21 protein-coding genes are annotated in these 17,490 nt (G+C 71.5%); 9 read left to right on the top strand and 12 right to left on the bottom strand.

Features of this window, described 5'->3' with window-relative positions:
- Nucleotides 1-105: 105 nt before the first annotated feature.
- From ACFPZN_RS04570 to ACFPZN_RS04540, 7 genes are all read right to left on the bottom strand, one after another.
- Nucleotides 106-474 carry a metallophosphoesterase family protein gene (locus ACFPZN_RS04570; protein WP_378280422.1) on the bottom strand — a complete coding sequence of 123 codons (369 nt, stop codon included), beginning with the start codon at nucleotides 472-474 and terminating at the stop codon, nucleotides 106-108.
- Nucleotides 471-863 (bottom strand): metallophosphoesterase family protein, encoded by a 393-nt coding sequence (locus ACFPZN_RS04565; RefSeq protein ID WP_378280420.1) that lies wholly within the window; start codon nucleotides 861-863, stop codon nucleotides 471-473. The genes ACFPZN_RS04570 and ACFPZN_RS04565 overlap by 4 nt, the downstream gene beginning before the upstream one ends.
- Nucleotides 860-1,177 carry a BON domain-containing protein gene (locus tag ACFPZN_RS04560; protein ID WP_378280418.1) on the bottom strand — a complete coding sequence of 106 codons (318 nt, stop codon included), beginning with the start codon at nucleotides 1,175-1,177 and terminating at the stop codon, nucleotides 860-862. The genes ACFPZN_RS04565 and ACFPZN_RS04560 overlap by 4 nt, the downstream gene beginning before the upstream one ends.
- Nucleotides 1,174-1,572: a hypothetical protein gene (locus ACFPZN_RS04555; RefSeq protein WP_378280417.1), complete on the bottom strand. Its 399-nt coding sequence runs from the start codon at nucleotides 1,570-1,572 to the stop codon at nucleotides 1,174-1,176. The genes ACFPZN_RS04560 and ACFPZN_RS04555 overlap by 4 nt, the downstream gene beginning before the upstream one ends.
- A gap of 1,043 nt (nucleotides 1,573-2,615) precedes the next feature.
- On the bottom strand, nucleotides 2,616-3,011 hold the full coding sequence (locus tag ACFPZN_RS04550; protein WP_378280415.1) for an SCO5389 family protein: 396 nt from the start codon (nucleotides 3,009-3,011) through the stop codon (nucleotides 2,616-2,618).
- Nucleotides 3,012-3,130: 119 nt separating this feature from the next.
- On the bottom strand, nucleotides 3,131-4,519 hold the full coding sequence (locus tag ACFPZN_RS04545; RefSeq protein ID WP_378280413.1) for a family 1 glycosylhydrolase: 1,389 nt from the start codon (nucleotides 4,517-4,519) through the stop codon (nucleotides 3,131-3,133).
- A gap of 331 nt (nucleotides 4,520-4,850) precedes the next feature.
- Nucleotides 4,851-5,096, bottom strand: a complete 246-nt coding sequence (locus tag ACFPZN_RS04540; protein WP_378280411.1) for a hypothetical protein — start codon at nucleotides 5,094-5,096, stop codon at nucleotides 4,851-4,853.
- A gap of 277 nt (nucleotides 5,097-5,373) precedes the next feature.
- On the opposite strand from ACFPZN_RS04540, the gene ACFPZN_RS04535 reads away from it, so the two are divergent.
- Nucleotides 5,374-5,916, top strand: a complete 543-nt coding sequence (locus tag ACFPZN_RS04535) for a C40 family peptidase (RefSeq protein WP_378280409.1) — start codon at nucleotides 5,374-5,376, stop codon at nucleotides 5,914-5,916.
- 84 nt (nucleotides 5,917-6,000) lie between these two features.
- Here the strand turns inward: ACFPZN_RS04535 and ACFPZN_RS04530 are convergent, their stop codons facing one another.
- The gene (locus ACFPZN_RS04530) at nucleotides 6,001-7,089 is read right to left on the bottom strand and encodes an alkene reductase (RefSeq protein ID WP_378280407.1); all 1,089 of its coding nucleotides are present in this window, start codon (nucleotides 7,087-7,089) and stop codon (nucleotides 6,001-6,003) included.
- Between the two features lie 120 nt (nucleotides 7,090-7,209).
- Here ACFPZN_RS04530 and ACFPZN_RS04525 point away from each other — a divergent pair, with 120 nt between their 5' ends.
- Nucleotides 7,210-10,110, top strand: a complete 2,901-nt coding sequence (locus ACFPZN_RS04525) for a LuxR C-terminal-related transcriptional regulator (protein ID WP_378280405.1) — start codon at nucleotides 7,210-7,212, stop codon at nucleotides 10,108-10,110.
- Nucleotides 10,111-10,128: 18 nt separating this feature from the next.
- Nucleotides 10,129-11,025, top strand: a complete 897-nt coding sequence (locus tag ACFPZN_RS04520) for an ADP-ribosylglycohydrolase family protein (RefSeq protein WP_378280403.1) — start codon at nucleotides 10,129-10,131, stop codon at nucleotides 11,023-11,025.
- Here the strand turns inward: ACFPZN_RS04520 and ACFPZN_RS04515 are convergent.
- Complete coding sequence (locus ACFPZN_RS04515; protein ID WP_378280402.1) at nucleotides 11,015-11,722, bottom strand: dienelactone hydrolase family protein; 708 nt, start codon at nucleotides 11,720-11,722, stop codon at nucleotides 11,015-11,017. The two genes, ACFPZN_RS04520 and ACFPZN_RS04515, sit on opposite strands and share 11 nt — an antisense overlap.
- Before the next feature lie 16 nt (nucleotides 11,723-11,738).
- On the bottom strand, nucleotides 11,739-12,152 hold the full coding sequence (locus tag ACFPZN_RS04510; RefSeq protein ID WP_378280400.1) for a PaaI family thioesterase: 414 nt from the start codon (nucleotides 12,150-12,152) through the stop codon (nucleotides 11,739-11,741).
- Nucleotides 12,153-12,176: 24 nt separating this feature from the next.
- Between ACFPZN_RS04510 and ACFPZN_RS04505 the strand changes: the two genes are divergently transcribed.
- Both ACFPZN_RS04505 and ACFPZN_RS04500 read left to right on the top strand, forming a co-directional pair.
- The gene (locus tag ACFPZN_RS04505; RefSeq protein WP_378280399.1) at nucleotides 12,177-13,442 is read left to right on the top strand and encodes a cytochrome P450; all 1,266 of its coding nucleotides are present in this window, start codon (nucleotides 12,177-12,179) and stop codon (nucleotides 13,440-13,442) included.
- A gap of 27 nt (nucleotides 13,443-13,469) precedes the next feature.
- Nucleotides 13,470-13,910: a hypothetical protein gene (locus ACFPZN_RS04500; RefSeq protein ID WP_378280397.1), complete on the top strand. Its 441-nt coding sequence runs from the start codon at nucleotides 13,470-13,472 to the stop codon at nucleotides 13,908-13,910.
- A 667-nt stretch (nucleotides 13,911-14,577) separates the two neighbouring features.
- On the opposite strand, the gene ACFPZN_RS04495 is transcribed toward ACFPZN_RS04500, so the two are convergent.
- Both ACFPZN_RS04495 and ACFPZN_RS04490 read right to left on the bottom strand, forming a co-directional pair.
- A complete protein-coding gene (locus ACFPZN_RS04495; protein WP_378280395.1) occupies nucleotides 14,578-14,775 on the bottom strand; it encodes a DUF397 domain-containing protein in 198 nt (65 codons plus the stop codon).
- Between the two features lie 32 nt (nucleotides 14,776-14,807).
- Nucleotides 14,808-15,674 carry a helix-turn-helix domain-containing protein gene (locus ACFPZN_RS04490; RefSeq protein WP_378280393.1) on the bottom strand — a complete coding sequence of 289 codons (867 nt, stop codon included), beginning with the start codon at nucleotides 15,672-15,674 and terminating at the stop codon, nucleotides 14,808-14,810.
- A gap of 204 nt (nucleotides 15,675-15,878) precedes the next feature.
- Between ACFPZN_RS04490 and ACFPZN_RS04485 the strand changes: the two genes are divergently transcribed.
- The 4 genes from ACFPZN_RS04485 to ACFPZN_RS04470 all read left to right on the top strand — a co-directional run bounded on the left by ACFPZN_RS04485 (nucleotide 15,879) and on the right by ACFPZN_RS04470 (nucleotide 17,476).
- Nucleotides 15,879-16,193, top strand: a complete 315-nt coding sequence (locus ACFPZN_RS04485; RefSeq protein WP_378280391.1) for a hypothetical protein — start codon at nucleotides 15,879-15,881, stop codon at nucleotides 16,191-16,193.
- Between the two features lie 216 nt (nucleotides 16,194-16,409).
- A complete protein-coding gene (locus ACFPZN_RS04480) occupies nucleotides 16,410-16,601 on the top strand; it encodes a hypothetical protein (protein WP_378280389.1) in 192 nt (63 codons plus the stop codon).
- A complete protein-coding gene (locus tag ACFPZN_RS04475) occupies nucleotides 16,598-16,861 on the top strand; it encodes a hypothetical protein (RefSeq protein ID WP_378280387.1) in 264 nt (87 codons plus the stop codon). Before ACFPZN_RS04480 ends, ACFPZN_RS04475 begins: the two co-directional genes overlap by 4 nt.
- A 147-nt stretch (nucleotides 16,862-17,008) precedes the next feature.
- The gene (locus ACFPZN_RS04470; RefSeq protein WP_378280385.1) at nucleotides 17,009-17,476 is read left to right on the top strand and encodes a DUF1707 SHOCT-like domain-containing protein; all 468 of its coding nucleotides are present in this window, start codon (nucleotides 17,009-17,011) and stop codon (nucleotides 17,474-17,476) included.
- Nucleotides 17,477-17,490 lie beyond the last annotated feature (14 nt).

The raw sequence follows: 17,490 nt of genomic DNA, 5'->3' as shown, positions 1-17,490 counted from the left end.
CGCAGTGGAGCCGCGGCCGCAGCGACCCGGGGGTGCAGGAGGTCGTCGGCTACCTGGGCAACACCCCGGCGGATCGTCGAGCCGCGCTACGGGACGGCGGCCCCGCTACCGCCCGCGCGCGCTCGCTCCCGCGAGCTCGGTCGCGTCCGCGAACCCGTCGATGCAGTAGACCGCGTACGCCTGCCGCAGCACCGGCAACGCGACGTTCCTGACCCGGACGCCGCCCGGCGTCTCCCCCTTCTCCGTGCCCTTGTGCGCGTGGCCGTGCACCGCCAGCGTCACGTCCGAGGTGTCGATCGCCTCCGCGATCAGGTAGCTGCCGAGGAACGGGAAGATCTCCGGCGGCTCTCCCGCCAGGGTGTCCTCGACCGGGGAGTAGTGCGTCAGGGCGATCCGCACGTCGGCGTCCAGGCCGAGCAGCGCGCAGCCGAGCCGTCCCGCGAAGTCCTTGGTGTGCCGGACGAACGCCTTCATCTCCGGCTCGCCGAAGTCGCCGGCGCACTTGCCGGCGAACCCGCCGCCGAAGCCCTTGCCCCCGCGACGCCCAGCCGGACGCCGCCGCAGTCGACGATCGTCCCGTCGCCCTCCAGCACGGTGATCCCGGCGTCCCGCAGCATGGCGGTGATCTCGTCCTGGGTGTCGGAGTGGTAGTCGTGGTTGCCCAGCACGGCGATCACCGGGACCCCGAGATCGCGCAGCTCGCCGGCCGCCACCCGGCCCTCCTCGGGCGTGCCGTGCCGGGTCAGGTCGCCGGCCACCAGGAACACGTCGGCGTGGTCGGGCAGGGCGCCGAGCCGCTCCCGGTAGGCCCCCGCCACCTCCGGGCCGACGTGCAGATCGCCGACCGCCGCGACTCGGATCATGACAGCGTCTCCTCCCCGTCCGGCTCCCGTACCGGGGTCACCGACACCTCGTTGCGGATCGTGCGGCCCTCCGCGGCGCCGCGGGCGGCCTCCTCGACCTCCCGGCGCCGCTCCTCGGTCACCACCTCCCCGCGCAGATAGACGACCTCGCCCCGCACGTCGACCTGGATGCCCAGCTCATGGGCGCGGGAGGAGAGCCGCTCCTGGCTGTGCGCGGCCAGATAGCCGGGCGCCCCCCACCGTCCGGCGCCGCCCGGGCTCTCGGAACGGACGGGGCCGGATCCTCGGTCCTGGTGTCCCTTCGGGTCGTTCACAGGAATCCCCCTTCGATGACGTCGAGCCTCGCCAGCAGCGTGAGGAACGCGTAGGCGTAAGGGGAGCCGGCGGTCTCCTTGCCGACGTGCGGCCAGTCGACCTGCTCTCGCAGCGCCCGGCACACGTGCAGGAAGTCGCCGAAGTCGCAGGAGGTCTCGGTGAACGCCAGCAGCCGCATGACCACCAGGTCGGTGGCGGTCAGCACCGGCATGAGCACGGCCTCGACCGACAGCGGGTCGGCGCGGCCCAGCAGCGCCCCGTCGACCGGGCGGCCGGACGGGGTGTGGATGAGATCGATCAGCCGCTCGCCGTCGTAGGCCTTGGCCAGCCAGTTCTCCGGGCTGTCGTGGCGCCGCATGCCGACGGCGGACAGCGCGTCCAGCGCGGTCTCCACATCGTCCTGCCGCAGGACGAAGTCGACGTCGTGCGTCGAGACGGCCGCCCCGCGCGCGTAGGCGGCGAACCGCCGGCCAGCGCGAACTCGATCCCGGCCTCTTCCATGGCGGCGGCGGCCCGCTTCAGGCTCCGCAGCAGGCCGTCCTCGGCCGAGCGGGCGCCCGAGGCGCCGGCCCCGATGTGCGCTTCCTCCACAGAATCCCCTGGTTCGTCGGTTTCGCGGAGGCGGTACCCGTATTACCCGGTGTCATTCGAGTCGCACCTCCACGTCCGCTCCCTGTGACCGCGCCCCGGGCAAGATCAAGAGGGGATGGAGCGGAGGCGTGTGAGAAGGGCGAGAGCGGTGCCGCGCGAGACAAACCGGGGCCCGACGAGACGAGCCGTCCGGCACCAACTGTGCGGGCCGGGAAGACCGCCCGTGACGATGCCTGCGGGACCGGAGAACGCGGTGCAAGCCGTGCGATGGGAGACGTGCGCTGCAAAGCGCCCGGCAAGGGACCTGCCGGACCGGGCGTGCGGCGGGGCGTGTGGAACGGGACCTGCTCGACGAGCATGCGGGACGGGGCGTGCGGCACAGGGTGTGCGGCATGGGCGTGCGCGACGGGGCTTGCGGACGGGGCGTGCTGGAGGGAGCTGCGGGACGAAGGATGCGCAAGGGGGTGCGGGACAGCGCACTAGGCGTGCCGGTTGGGGCCTGCGATGCGAATGCGTGCGTGGCGAAGCATGTGGGACGAGTCGTGACGGGACGGTGACGAGGCCATGGCAGGGCGTGCGGGACCGAGGCCTGCGGTACTAGGCGTGCTGGTTGAGCCTGCGGTGCGAAGCGTTCGGGACGGGACGAGGCCATGGGAAGGCGTGCGGGACGAGGCTTGCGGGACGACGCGGGCGAGTGGAGGTTGCGGGAGGGAGGCATGTGAATCGGGGCGTGCTGGCGAGGCGTGTGGGGTGGTGGGATGGGGCGTGCCCGCCCCCAGCGGCTTGGGGCGGGCACGCGCGGTGGGCAGGGCCCGGCGGTGGCGGTGGCCGTCGGGCGTGGGCGGGTCAGCAGTCCACGAGCTCCGGGGACTGGTTGAGCAGTTGCGCGCGCGGCGACACGAACGTGGCATGGCGTTCGGCGGTGCCCGCCGCGCCCGGCACGAAGGCCGCCACGCGGTGACAGTTCTGGAACGCCAGCCGCACACCGAAGTGGCGTTCCAGCGCGGCCCGCATCGCGTCGCTGGCGAGCGCGCGCAGCAGCTGGCCGCGTGCCTCCTCGTTCGGCGGCGGTGTCTGGTTGTCGGCGAAGCCGTCGTCGGAGGCCCGCGTCCGGACCACGACGTCCTCGATGACCTGCCAGGCGTACGGCAGCGAGTCGCGCACGCACGCCACGAACGCGGCGTCGTCCACCTCTCCGGCGCGCGCCTGCTCCAGCAGCCTGTCGTCCACAGTCAGGGACATGACCGTTCTCCCCTCTCACCCTCTTCGTGCGATCGGTCAGGGACCAGGCTTGCACGAAAATGATATTCATTCCATAGCGTGGAGGTGGGAGATTCTCTCCCTTTTCGGTCATTCCTCGATCAGTACAGGGCGCGGTACGGGGCGGGCGGGGCGGGCGTCCGGCCGAAGCAGGTCGCGACCGGGTCCTCGATCGAGCACCACGCGGGGCGGCGCACCGGCACGTACCCGGACGGCACGCCCCGGTTCGCGATCAGCGACCGGTAGGCGGCGACGCCCTCGGTGGGCCTGCGCTCCAGCGCCGGGTCGGTGAGCACGTCCACCCGGTAGAGGCCGAACCGCGGCCGGTAGCCGCCCCACTCGTAGTTGTCGGTCAGGCTCCAGTGGTTGTAGCCGATCACCTTCACCCCCTCGGCGAGGGCGCGCTGCACCCAGTAGAGGTGGTCGCGGATGTGGTCCGCGCGGGTGTAGCCGTCGGGACGGGGCCTGCCGCCGTCTGACGGCATGCCGTTCTCCACGATGTAGACGGGGAGGTGCGGCAGCCGGCGCTGGTAGTTCTTCAGCACGTGGTACAGCCCGTCGGGCTCGGGGTCGATCCGCCAGAACTCGCCGGTGAGGGAGTGGACGGCGGTGACGTTCTCCAGGCTCGCCCCGTAGTAGTAGTCGATCCCGATGAAGTCGATCTTGTCGGTGACGTCGTTGAACAGCGCGGCGTCGAACAGCCCGTTGAGCACCGAGCCGTAGGCCACGTTGTTGGACACCGGCGCCCCGGGGTCGACCCGGTGGATCATGTCGTAGGCGGCGCGGTGCGTCCGGATCAGCGCGTTCCGCATGGTGACCAGCTGGACGGGGTTCAGGGGGCGCGACATCGTCTCGTGGTAGATGTACTGGCTCGCCTCGTTGAAGGTGATCCAGATGACGCCCTGGCCGCGGTACCGCTCGACCATGGACCGCGCGTGCCGGAGCCAGTCGGACGGGGTGCGCGCGTTGTCCCAGGCGCCCTGGTCGGCCACCCAGCCCGGGTGGACCCAGTGGTCGAGGGTGAGCATGGGGCGCATGCCGGCGGCCCTGATCCGGCGGACGAGGTCGTCGTAGTAGGCCAGTTCCCGCTGGTCGCGAACGCCGCGGCGCGGCTCGATCCGGGCCCATTCGAGGGAGGCGCGGAAGACGTTGGCGCCGAGCCCCCGGGCGAGCCGGACGTCTCCGGGGTAGCGGTGCCGGAAGTCCACGGAGTCGCGGTAGGGGTCCTTGACCCCGGCCGCCTTCCTCTGGACGTACCGGGTCCAGTTGCTGTCGGGATACGAGCCTTCCGACTGGAAGCCCGAGGTGGACACCCCCCACATGAAGCCGGAGGGGAACTTGGCCACCGCCGGACCCGCGGCCTCGGCGGCCCCGGCGGGGGAGACCGCCGTGAGGGCGGCGGCGGAGGCGATGGACAGGATCCTGACGAGGACGGAGCGCGGGAGCGGGACGTGCCCTGCCCCGTGCGCTCGACCGGCCTTACCGAACACGGGTTCTCCCTCCGGGAGCGACAGGGATGTGATTTGGATCACATGTCCGGGAGGGGGTTCTGTCAAGGGCCGCCAGATGTCCATATCCGGAAGGCGATAATCCGTTTCGGCCTCCGATCTCGGCGCGGCCAATGTGTCGATCATCACAGATCGCTAAATGTGGTCACCGGAATGTATAAGGACAATAACCGGAAGTGACCATCCCATTCCCCGTCCGGTAGGCCGGAGGCGCGGGTTCGAATCGCCGCCAATCACCGTCGAAACGGGGTCCCGGACAGGCTCGGGTTACCAGTTGGCAAGGGTCTGAACGGCATTGTGCGGCAATAGTGACTCAGATCACTTTTTCCAGGAACGAACCGGAAAAAGTGCTGGCAGTGCGCTTATGTCGCAGATCTTTCGGACAGCTGTCCACCCCGGTTGATCTCCCCGAGATTTGCCGGGCGCCGAGATCCGTGGCTACCTTCATGCCGTTCCGAAGCGGCACAGGCGCCGCCCCAGATAACAGAACATCCACGCCGTCGCGCGAACGCGGCAGGGCACCCGGGTCCCGGACAAGCACATGGGTCTCGAGACGCACCGCCGCCACGCAACCCCCCGCGCGCACGGCCGGCCGCGTCCGTGCAGACGAGAAGCACGGAGCCGGAGAGCGCCCAAGGCCTGCGCCGCCCCTCGACATCCCCCCGGGGCATCGCCGTGCCGGAAAGCGCCGCAGTCACACACCGCCGGGCGGAGCCCCGCCCGCGGTGAGGGCTGCCCGGTAGGCACCACCCGCGAGGTCAGGAGCCGTCCTGAGTACGTCCCGTAACCCCTCGAAGACCAGCAACCCCTCGAAGACCCGAGCCTCCTTCAAGACCGTGCCGTTCACCGGTGGCATCGCGCTGACCGCGACGTCGGCGCTGGGGGTCTCGCTGCTGGCCGCCGGCCCCGTGACCGCGGCCGCCGCGCCGCCGGCCCGTACCGCGGCCGCTCCGCAGCAGGTGGCCCTGGTGAGCGCACAGGCCAAGGTCTCCCAGGCGCGCAAGGCCAAGCAGAAGCAGCGTGCGGCCAACGCCGTCTCCTACGCCTACAAGCAGATCGGCGACCCCTACCGCTACGGCGGCACCGGTCCGGGCTCGTGGGACTGCTCGGGGCTGGCCGGCGGCTCGTGGCGCAAGGCGGGCGTGAAGCTGCCCCGGACGACCACGCAGATCTACAAGGCCGTCAAGCACAAGGTGTCCTGGAAGGGCGCCGTCAAGGGTGACCTGCTGTTCTTCTACTCCGGCAAGAGCCACATGGGCGTCTACGTCGGGAACGGGTACATGATCCACGCCCCCAGCTCGGGCAAGCGGGTCAAGAAGATCAAGCTCAACGGCTACTACAAGCGGAACTTCAGCGGGGCCGTCCGTCCCGGCTACTGAGGTCACCGGAACACGCCGCGGAGGCCCCCCGTGGCCCCCCCGATCCCCACGGCGCGCCTCCGTGCCCCCGTCGCGGTGCCGAGCTCAGGCTCCTACGGCCTCTTCCAGGGTGGGGTAGTCGGTGTAACCGCGGTGGTCCCCGCCGTAGTAGCTCTCCTGGTCGGCCTTGTTGTACGGGCCGTCGGCCTTGATGCGGGCGGGCAGGTCGGGGTTGGCCAGCCACAACTCGCCGAACACCACCGCGTCCGCGACGCCGTCCCGCAGCGCCTCCACCCCGTGCTCGGGGCGGGACGGGAAGGCGTCCGGGGTCGGGTGCGGGTTGAGCAGGAGCGTCCCGGGCCACTCGGCCCTCAGCCGCTTGGTCAGCTCCCTGTTCCCCATCTCCATGATGTGGACGTACGCCAGCTCCAGCGGAGTGAGCTCGCGCAGCAACGCCGTGTACACCTCGGCCGGGTCGCTCTCGGAGATGTTGTTGGCGGTGGTCCCCGGGGAGACGCGGAAGCCGACGCGTTCGGAGCCGACGGCCTCGGCCACGGCCCGCGCGGCCTCCACGGGGAACCGGATCCGGTTGGGGACGCTGCCGCCGTAGGCGTCGGTACGGCGGTTGGTGCCGTCGGCCAGGAACTGGTTGATGAGGTAGCCGTTGGCGCCGTGCAGCTCCACACCGTCGAAACCCGCGTCGATGGCGTTGCGGGCGGCCGCGGCGAAGTCCTCGACCGTCTGCGCGATGTCGTCCACGGTCATCTCACGCGGCTCGGGCTGGTCCAGCATGCCCTCAGGGGTGAACAGCTGCACGCCCGAGGCGATCGGGGACGGGGCCAACGGCAGGGCCCCGTCCGGGTAGAGGACGGGGTGGCCGACCCGTCCCGAATGCATGAGCTGGACGAAAATGCGCCCGCCCTTGGCGTGTACGGCGTCGGTCACCTTGCGCCAGGCGGCGACCTGCTCCGCAGAGTGCAACCCGGGCGTCCATATGTACCCTTGGCCGATCTCGCTCGGCTGGGTGGCCTCAGTGATGATCAATCCGGCCCCGGCGCGCTGCGTGTAGTACTCGACGGTCAGCTCGGTCACCTGGCCGGCCTCCGGCGCGCGGCTCCGTGTCATCGGAGCCATGAAGACGCGGTTGGGCAGCTCCAGCTTGCCGACGTTCACGGGCTCGAACAGTTCCTTCATGACGTGCTCCCAGTGCAAAAGGTCGAGACGCGGGGCGTTCTGCCTGGGCTCGAAGGTACGGAGGGAAACGCGCCCACCGAATCCGTACGGTTTCCGTAGTCGGCCCCGTAGTTTTGAAGGGTGCTCTACGGGCGTGAAGCGGAACAGGCTCAGATCACGCGGGCCATCTCCCAGGCGCGGGATCTGCGGCGCAGCCGTGCCCTGGTCGTGCGCGGCGAGACCGGCATCGGCAAGTCGGCACTGCTCGACTGGGTCGTCCAGCACGGCCCCTGGACGGGCACGCAGTGCCCCGCCGACGGCGACTGCGGCGGTATGGGAGGGCTGTGGCTGCTGCGCGTCACCGGGTACGAGACCGAAGAGGACATCGTCTTCGCGGGGCTGAACCAGCTGCTCTGGCCCGTACGGGACCGCCTGGACTCCCTCCCCGAGCCCCAGCGCACCGCCCTGCGCGGCGCCCTCGGCCTCACCACGCCCACAGAAACCGAGAACGGGGCACGTGAGAACGGGGGAGGCACGCGCGGGCAGGACCGCTTCACCGTCGGGCTGGCCGTCCTCACCCTTCTGGCCGACCTCGCCGAGGGAGGGCAGGTGCTCTGCCTCATCGACGACGCGCAGTGGCTCGACACCGCCTCGTCCGAGGCGCTGCTGTTCGCGGCCAGGCGGCTGGCGGCCGAGGGCGTGGTGATGCTGTTCGCCGCCCGTGACGAAGGCTTCGAGGCCCGCGGCCTGGAAGAGATGCCCCTGGAACGGCTCGGCCCCGCCGACTCCGAACGGGTCCTGGCCCAGCACGGCGACGTCCCGCCCGCCCTCCGCGACCGGATCGTCCGCGAGTCGGCCGGAAACCCGCTCGCGCTCATCGAGTTCGGCGCGGCGCGTGGGCGGCGGTCGAACGAGACCACGCCGCTGCCGCTGGCCGACCGGGTGACCGCCGGGTTCCGCGACCAGATCGCCCGGCTGCCCGAGGCCGCGCAGTGGATGCTGCTGCTGGTGGCCGCCGAGGGGCGCGGCGACCTGACCAGCACGCTCGGCGCCGCGGAACGGCTCGGGGTGAGCCTCGCCGACCTGGACGAGGCGGAACGGGCCCGGCTGGTGGAGGTGCGGGGCCGCTCCATCGTGTTCCGGCACCCGCTGATCAGGGCCGCGGTGTACCAGGGCGCGCCGCTGACCCGGCGGCTGCAGGCGCACCGCGCGCTCGCCGAGTCCTCGCGGGAGCCCGAGTGCGGCGCGCGGCACCGGGCGGCCGCCGCGACGCGGCCCGACGAGGACGTCGCGGCCGGGCTGGAGCGCGCGGCCGAACGGGCCCGCGACCGCACGGGCTTCGGCACCGCCGCCCGGCTCTACCGGCAGGCCGCCGACCTCACCCCCGATCCGCGCGAGCGGGCCCGCCGGCTGGGCGCGGCGGCCGGCGCGACCCTGCAGGCCGGGGCGGTCGAGGACACCGAGGAACTCGTCCACATGGCCGAACGCCTCACCGACGACCCCGCCGAGCACGCCCGGCTGGTCCAGGTCCGCGCGGCGGTCGAGTTCGAGCGCGGCGACCCGCGCGCCGCGGCGAGGATGCTGGCCGACCACGCCGCCCGCGCCTGGACGCCCGGCCCCGCCGGCACGGGGGGCACGGCGGCCTCGGACGGCGGCGCGGCCTCGGACGGCGCGGCCGAGGACCGTACCGCGGTCCTGCGCACCGCGGCCGCCTACGCCTGGATGGGCGGGGAGACGTCCGTGCTCTGCCAGGCCGCCAAGCTGCTCCCGTCCACCGACAGGGCCGTCCAGGGGATGGCGCGGCTCATCAGCGGCGACTACGCCGAAGGGCTGCCGCTGCTAGCCGAGGCCGTCGCCGCGGCCCGCGCCGGCGCGAACGCGTCCCCGGCCGCCGTCCGCGCCTCCGTGGACGACCGGGTCCGCGCCGTCCAGGTCACGCTCGCCGCCCTGATCGTCGGGGACGACGACGCCGCCCTGGAACTGGCCTCCGCCGAGGCCGCCCACTGCCGTCGGCACGGCATGGCCGGCGCGCTGCCGGGCGTCCTGGAGGGTCTGGCCCAGGCGCAGCTCGCCACCGGACGGCACCAGGACGCGGAGGCGACCGCGGCCGAGGCGATCGCCCTCGCCCGCGACACCGGCTTCCAGCGGCGCGCCGGACGGCTCGGCCTCGTCCTGGCCAGGATCGCCGCGATCGAGGGCGACCAGGGCCGGCTGGAGGAGCTCGCCGCCGCCGCGCCCGGCCCCGACGACGCCCTCACCGGCGCGTTCGGCCTGCTCGACCTGGGCCTGGGCCGGTACGACGACGCGCTGCGGCGGCTGGAGCGGATCGGGCTCGACCCGCACCGTCCCACCGCCGACATCATGATCTCGGCCGCCGACCAGGTGGAGGCGGCCGTCCGCGCGGCCCTTCCCGACCGCGCCCGCTCCGCCCACGACCGCCTCCGCGCCTGGGCCGACGCGGGCCGGCAGAGCTGGGCGGGGGCCGTCGCGCTGCGCTGCGAGGCGCTGCTGAGCGACACCGAGCGCGAACCGTACGAGCGGGCCCTGGGCCTGTACGAGCGTGCCCTGGAGCTGCACGAACGGGCCGCCCGCGAGGCCGGTCCCGCCGGGCGTGGCGGGCGGCCGTTCGAGAAGGCCCGCACCGAGCTGCTGTACGGCGAGTGGCTGCGCCGGGCGCGCCGCCGCTCGGACGCCCGCGTCCCGCTGCGCTCCGCCCTGGAGACCTTCGAGCGGCTGCGGGCCGCGCCGTGGGCCGAGCGCGCCCGCGCCGAGCTCCGCGCGACCGGCGAGAGCGGCGCCGCGGCCGGCGGGCCCCGGCGGGACGCCGCCCCCGACCCGCTCGACCGGCTCACCCCGCAGGAGCTCCAGGTCGTCCGGCTGGCCGCGGACGGCGTCAGCAGCCGCGAGATCGCCGCCCAGCTGTTCCTCAGCCCCCGGACCGTCGAGTACCACCTCTACAAGGCGTATCCGAAGCTCGGCGTGTCGTCCCGCAAGGAGCTGTCGCGGCTGCGCGACGACCTGGAGCCCGCCGCGGCCCGCTGATCCTGCACAATGGCCACGATGCCGCTCTCCGATCCACGCGAGCGCGCCCGCGCCTCGCTGCTGGGGCTGGCGCTGGGGGACGCCCTCGGCTCGCAGTTCTTCGTCCCCGCCCACCGTGCCGCCTTCGAATCACGCACACCGCCCGACGGGTCGCCCTGGCAGTGGACCGACGACACCGAGATGGCCTGCTCCGTGGTGCACGTCCTGGAGCGGCACGGGCGCGTCGACCAGGACGCCCTGGCGGCGAGCTTCGCGCGCCACCACGACTTCGACCGGGGCTACGGGCCGTCCACGAACCGGTTGTTGCGCCTCGTGCGGGAAGGCGGCGACTGGCGCGAGCTGTCACGCGAGCCGTTCGACGGGCAGGGCTCCTGGGGGAACGGCGCCGCGATGCGCGTCGCCCCGCTCGGGGCCTGGTACGCCGAAGACCCGGCGGAGGCGGCCCGCCAGGCGGAACTGTCCGCCACCGTCACGCACCCGCACCCCGAAGCCGTCGCGGGCACCGTCGCCATCGCAGCGGCCGCGGCGATCGCGGCCTCCACCCCTGGACGCCTCGCACCCGGCGTGTTCCTGGACGGAGTGCTGGACCACGTCCCCGAAACCCGCGTGCGCCAAGGCATCACCGAGGCCAGACGCCTGCTGACCATCCGCGACCCGGGCACGGCCGCGTCCGTGCTGGGCAACGGCCGGCAGGTCGCGGCCCACGACACGGTGCCGTACACCCTGTGGGCCGCGTCCCTGCATCTGGACGACTACGAGGGCGCCTTCTGGACGACCTCCGCCGCGGGCGGGGACGTCGACACCACGTGCGCGATCGTCGGTGGAATCGTCGCCGCACGCGTGGGCGTCCAAGGGCTGCCCGCGGCCTGGCTGGCCACGTGCGAACCCCTCCCCGCCTGGGCCGCTACCGGGTAGGGAGGTGGCGGGCCAGGAACTCCTCGGTACGGCGCCAAGCGCGCGCGGCCGGCTCAGGGTTGTAGAACATCGGGGCCTTGCGGTTGTGGAACGCGTGGCCCGCGTCTTCCTCGACGTGCATGTCCACGTTCGCGCGCCCTGCGACGGCCTTTTCCACGGCCGCGACCTTCTCGCGAGGGATGTAGGGGTCGGAGCCACCGAAGTGGAACTGCAACGGGCACTGGATGCTGTCGAGCAACTCCAACTGGTCGGGAACGCCCGACCCGTAGAACGACACCACCGCCGAGACATCGTCAGCGCGCGCGCCGAGCAGGTAGGCGAACGTGCCCCCGAAGCAGAAGCCCAGGAGCCCGACCGGACCCGTCATCTCAGGAAGCTTCCGCAGACGCGCCAGCGACGCCTCCAGGTCTTCGAGCCCCTTCACAGGGTCGAACCCCGAAGACAACTCGATGGACTTCTGCAGGCCCTCGTCATCGTGCGCGGCGGCCCATCCCGGCTGGAGCCGCCAGAACAGGTCGGGCGCGGCCACCACGTACCCCAGCGCGGCCAGGTCTTCCGCGACCGCCTTCATATAGGCGCCGATGCCGTAGACCTCCTGGACGAGCAGGATCCCCGGCCCGCCGGCCCCTCCCTCCGGAGTCCAGACGTGCAGAGCGAACTCGCCGTCCGCCACAGCGACCGACTCGGTACGAGTCAACGACATCTCCTCCAGATCAACCCATGATCGCGTACACGGTGGTGGCGTGCGCGGCGGGCTCGTCCTCGCCCTCCGCCGTCATCGTGACGTCGGCGAAGGCCAGCGTCCGGCCCAGCTTGGTGATCCGCACCGCCACCAGCACGTCCCTGCCCACGACGGGCCGCTGGAACGTGGTGCTCTGCTGCACGGTCGTCATCGGCACGAACCCGTCCCGGGCCCCCGACACCGCGATCACCGTCGCCGTGTCGGCCGCCGCCATCAGCGCCTGCCCCGACATCCCGCCGCCCTCCCGGGCCAGCCGGTCCGACCACGGCAGCCGCAGCACCGCCCGCCGATCACCGACCTCCTCGACCCGCAGGCCCAGGTCGAGCACCCACGGTGCGAAGTTGTCCCGGAGAATCCTGTCGCCGTCCTCGGCCTTCACCGTCACCTCGCCATGATGCACGCTGGAGCCATGCGTGAGGAGATCTATCTGCCCGCCACCTACGCAACGGGCGTCCCGTACGGAACGTTCCGGCGCCTCCGCGCGGAGTCCCCGGTCTGCCGGATCCCCGAGCCCGCCGTGGGCCCCTGGCCGCCCGGCCCCGGCTACTGGGCGGTTTTCCGGCACGCCGACGTCAAGCACGTCCTCCGCACCCCGGAACTGTTCTCCTCCCACCTCGGCGCCACCCAGCTCCGCGACCCCGACACGCCCGCGGACCTGGAGTTCGTCCGGTCGATGATGCTCAACCAGGACCCGCCCGGCCATTCCCGGCTGCGCCGCATCGTCGCCGCCGCGTTCACGCCCCGGGCCGTGCGGGCGCTGGAGTCCACGATCGAGGACCGCGCCCGCGCACTGATCGGCTCCGCCCGCGGCGAGCTCGACTTCGTCGACGTGGTCGCCGACCTGCCCGTCTGGACGCTGGCGCACATCATGGGCGTCCCCTCGCAGGACCGCCGCCTGCTCTACGACTGGGCATCGCGCGTCATCGGCTACCAGGACGACGAGTACGCGGGCCTCTCCACGGCCGCCGCCGAATCCCTCAGCCCCATGGGCCGCGCCGCCGTGAAGCAGACCCCCACCCTGCGAGGCCCGGTGAACCCCCGCTCACCCGCCGCCCTCCGCGACATGTTCGCCTACGCCCACGCCCTGGCCGACGCCAAACGCCAGAAACCGGGCGACGACGTGATGTCGCGCATGCTCTCAGGCGGCCTGACCGACGCCGAATTCGAGAACATGTTCTTCCTTTTCGCCGTCGCGGGAAACGAGACCCTCCGCAACGGAATCCCGGGCGGCCTCCTCACCCTCCTGGACCACCCCGACCAGTTCTCCCGCCTCCGCGAAAACCCGGAACTCCTCCCCTCGGCCATAGAGGAGATGCTCCGCTACTGGCCCCCGGTCATGGACTTCCGCCGCACCGCCACCCAGGACCTGAATCTCGCCGGACAGGACATCAGGGCAGGCGACAAGGTCGTCGTATACCACGCCTCCGCCAACCGCGACGAAACCGTATTCCCCGCCCCCGACACCTTCGACATCGCCCGCACGCCCAACGACCACGTCAGCTTCGGTTTCGGCCCCCACTTCTGCCTCGGCGCCCACCTGGCCCGCGTCCAGATGCGCGCGGTCTTCCGCGAACTGCTCCCACTCCACATCGAAAGAACAGGACCTCCGACCCGCCTGACCTCGAACTTCCAGAACGGCCTCAAACACCTCCCCGTCCGCATCTCCGTGGCATGATGCGGTTCGTCCACCAAGGGGGGCCCTTTGCACCGCCGAATCGCCATCGGCACGACCGCGATCGCCCTCGCCCTGGTGGCCGCGCTGGTGTACGCGGGCCTCCGCTCCTCCCCCGAACCCCCGCCCCGCAGCCTCTCCGGCAAGGTGACGATCACCGACACCAAGGGATTCAGCTGGGACCCGGGCACCTGCACCGGCGGGGGACGCTTCGCCGACATCGTCGAGGGCGCCCCCATCGTGATCAGGGACCCGGACGGCAGGACGCTGGCGGCCGGAAAGCTGGGCAGCGGAATGCCGGAGAAGCCCACCCGCGACGCGTCCAGCCAGACCGCGGCCCACTGCACCTTCCTGGTCCCCGCGGCGGCCGTCCCGTCCCGCCCCGCCTACCGCGTCCAGATCGGCCGCCAGCCCCCGTCCGAGGTCGCGGGCCCGGACATCGAACGCCTGACCCTCCGTTTCGGCTCCTGACCGGAACTACTGAGATGCAGGGAGCCGCAACCTCCCTCTAGACTCGATCCCGACCCGGACGGTCCGGAGCCACCCGACCGTCCCACCCCAGACGGGAGAGACCACCACAAGATCAGCAAGCCCCAGGGTCGCTAGCTCAATTGGCAGAGCTCCGGACTTTTAATCTTCCTCCTGTTACCCATGGGCTGTCATCTGTTTGACCTGGACCGCAGGATTTCCGTACCACCCATGAGCTACACAATCCGTAGCTGAGGTGTCAGCGGACTTTTGGGCCCGCCTCTGATCTTCAAGGAGGCGCTCCCGATGCTCCCCAGCAACCGCTCCCCGTCCGCGGTTGATCTCGCCGATGGCCACGTGTTCCCCGACCTCAACGGTCCCCAGTCCCTCGGCCGTGCTTGCGTGGTCTGCTACGTGTCCTTCGTCAGCGTGGACCGCGCTTCGGTGCCCGAGCACGTGGTCGTCGGCCGGTCTGGTTCAACGGGCTTGGAGGTGTCTGCGTGTGTGGTGCGGTGTGCTCCGCTGGTGGGGTATGTGGCGCCGGTTGGGGAGCAGGAGGGTCTTTGGTGAGCGGGTGCTCGTCGGTATGGTGGGCGGCGGCTAGGTACTAGGTACAGCGGAGCCCCCGGGGAACTGGCATCATCCCCGGGGGCTCTGTCTTGGCTGGGTGTTACAGGTCGCCGGCGCGGATGCGGTCGGCGAGGGCGGCGAACCCTTCACGGCTCACGGCGAGGACGCCGGCGGCCGGGTTCTTGGAGTCGCGGACGCCGACGCGCTGGCCGAGGTCGGCGACCTCGACGCACTGCCCGGACTGCCCGGAGTGGGAGCTGGTTCGCCAGGCAGGCTGGGATGGCTGGGTGTGCGGCATAGGTACTGGCTTTCGTGTAGTGGGTGGACAGGTCAGGTCTCCGCCTTGATGGCGGCAATCATCGCCAGGCTATCGCCGGGGCTCAGGGCTGCTGCTCCGAGCCGTTGGAAGGCGAGTTTGAACCGGGCGACGTCCTCAGGATCCTCCAAGAGCAGCTCGCCCGCGTTGTTCTCGGAGTAGACGGCATCGGGGTCGAGCGGTTCGGGGAATTCAACGATGACGAACGGGCCGCCGAATCCGGCGTGCGCGCCGCGGGTGAACGGCACTACCTGGACGGTGACCTTGGCGAGCTCGGCCAGGTCGAGGAGGTGCTGGAGTTGGGCGCGCATCACGTCGGGGCCGCCGACCTGCCTGCGTAGTACGGCTTCGTCGAGGATGGCCCACAGGCGGAGCGGGTCGTGGGCGCGGGTGAGGAGTTCCTGGCGTTCCTTGCGGACGGCGATGCGGCTGTCGACCTGCTCTTGGGTGACTTCGAGTGGCCCGTTGAGGACGACGGTGCGGGCGTAGTCCTCGGTTTGCATGAGGCCGGGGACCATGAGGGCTTCGAAGTTGAGGATGGTGGCGGCTTCGGCTTCGAGTCCGATGTAGGTGGTGTAGGACTCGCTGAGCATTTCGCGGTAGGGGTGCCACCAGCCGCGTTCGCGTCCTTGCCGGGCGAGGGTGAGCAGGTAGTCGCGGCGGCGTTCGTCGGTGACTTCGTAGAGGTCGAGCAGGTCGGTGATGTCGCGTGGGTTGGGGCGTTGCCAGACGCCGCGTTCCATGCGGGCGAGCTTGCCTGGTGTCCAGCCGAGGTGCTTGTCGACCTGGACGGCGGTGAGGCTGCGGCCCTCGCGGAGGGCGGTCAGTTCCGCTGACAGGCGTCGGCGGCGGAGGGTGGGGCTGCGCCTGGGCTCGGTCATGGCGTCCTCGTGCGTTGCGGCTGGTGGGGTGATCGTAGCGGCATCACTTGTGCCTCCCGTGGATACGGACATGGGACCACCAATCCGACTATGCGAATTCGCCTATGGTATTTTCGCATGGGCTAGTGCATGCTGTGGAGGTACCTAGACCTCGAACTTCTAGCCGCACCCTGTCCGGGTGTGGCGACTAGGAGTGATCCCTCCATGACCGTTCCCGAGGCAACAGCCCCAGAGACCGCAGCGATGCCGATGGACATCTCCAACGCCGACGACCGCGCTCAGCGACTCGCCTACCTCCTCAAGGGCGTGATCCGCGAACTCACCGGCGGGTGGGGCGTCTGGTGCTCCGACACCGGCGTCCTCTACGCCACGCGCGACCGCACCATCACGCAGGAGGAGCTGGAGGACGGCCTGTCGCGGACCCTGTACGCCGACAGCCCGACGGCGCTGGTGGAGCGGCTGCGGCAGGAGATGCACCTGGAGGCCGGCCGCAAGGTCGACCGCCCGGCCGGGCTGTAGCCCCGTGTGGGTGTCTTCCGCGGAGCCGCCGCGTGCCATCTGGCTTGGGGAAGCAGGCACGCGGCGGCCCCACGGAAGACACCCGGAAGCCTTCGGCGGGCGCGGCCCCACACCAACCGTGTCCGCCCTTCCCGCGGGTGCGTGGCCGGGACGCTGGGAAAGTCGTCCCGTTCCGGTCACGCACCCACCAAACCCCCGCTGACCAGGAAGACGACGATGAGCAGCAGCACGGGATCAGACCCAGGCCGCGGCGAGTACACCACCATCGAGCGCACCGACTGGGCCCTGGCGGTCCAGGCCTTGACCTCCAACGACGAGGCCCTGCGGGACCGGGCGCTCCACCGGCTGCTGTCCATTGCCCCGCCCGGCTGGGGCGCCGACGACGAGCTGCGGGCAGGCAGGCCATGAGCGGAACCATCAGCGCCAAGATCTGGGACCGGACGCTGGAGTTCTTCGAGCCGTACCCCGAAACGCTGCCAGGCTTCTACAACGCCAAGGACGCCGACACGGGCGAGCGCGTGGCGATCCTGAGCCTCCTGCCTGACGACTGCTGGCACTGCGTCCGAACCGACCTGGGCGAGGACGAAAGAAAGCCCGTGGTCTTCGACGAAGTGGTCGGCGGTGTCGCGGGGGCGGCCCGGCTGCTGTTCGGCCAGGAAGAAGAGTGAGACCGCCGCGTCCCCGGGCGCCCGTCCGGCAGGGCCGGAGGGCGGAACCCCGTGGCCTGGGGCCGCGGCCCCGAATGTAGGACGCCCCCTGGTCGTGCGACTGCAACGCCGACCAGGGGACTTCATCGGAAACGGAGCTTCCGACGCATGACGAACCGTAGCGATTACCCGACAGTCACAGAAGAACCGCCCTACCCGTTCTGGATCCGCAACCCCCACGTCTTCGGCGTGGTCCTCATCGGAGGCATGGTCGCCCTTGGCGGCACCCTCGGCGTGCTGCTCGCCACCGAGGCCACCATGCCGCTGCTGATCCCCATCGGCGGCTGGGCGGTCGCCGGATGGCTGGGCCTGCGCGGCTGGCACCGCCGCCACATGGAGCGCGCACTCGCCAAGCCCCGCCGGGACCCCGCGATCCAGGCCGTCTACACGGCTCTCCAGGGCGCCGACGACGAGCGGATCGGCCGCCCCCAGCGCGACGCGATCGCCGACGCCCTCGCGTACTACTACGCCTCCGAGCACCTCACGCCTGCGGATCTGGAGGACCGGCAGCAGCGGCTGATGGTCTCCCGCACGCGCGCCGACCTCCAGCAGCTCGTCGCCGACCTGCCGCTCTAACCCCGCCGCCCCTC

The organism is Actinomadura rugatobispora (assembly GCF_042656285.1).
GTDB classification, from domain to species: Bacteria; Actinomycetota; Actinomycetes; order Streptosporangiales; family Streptosporangiaceae; genus Spirillospora; species Spirillospora rugatobispora.
This window is presented reverse-complemented; position numbering and strand designations above follow the sequence as displayed.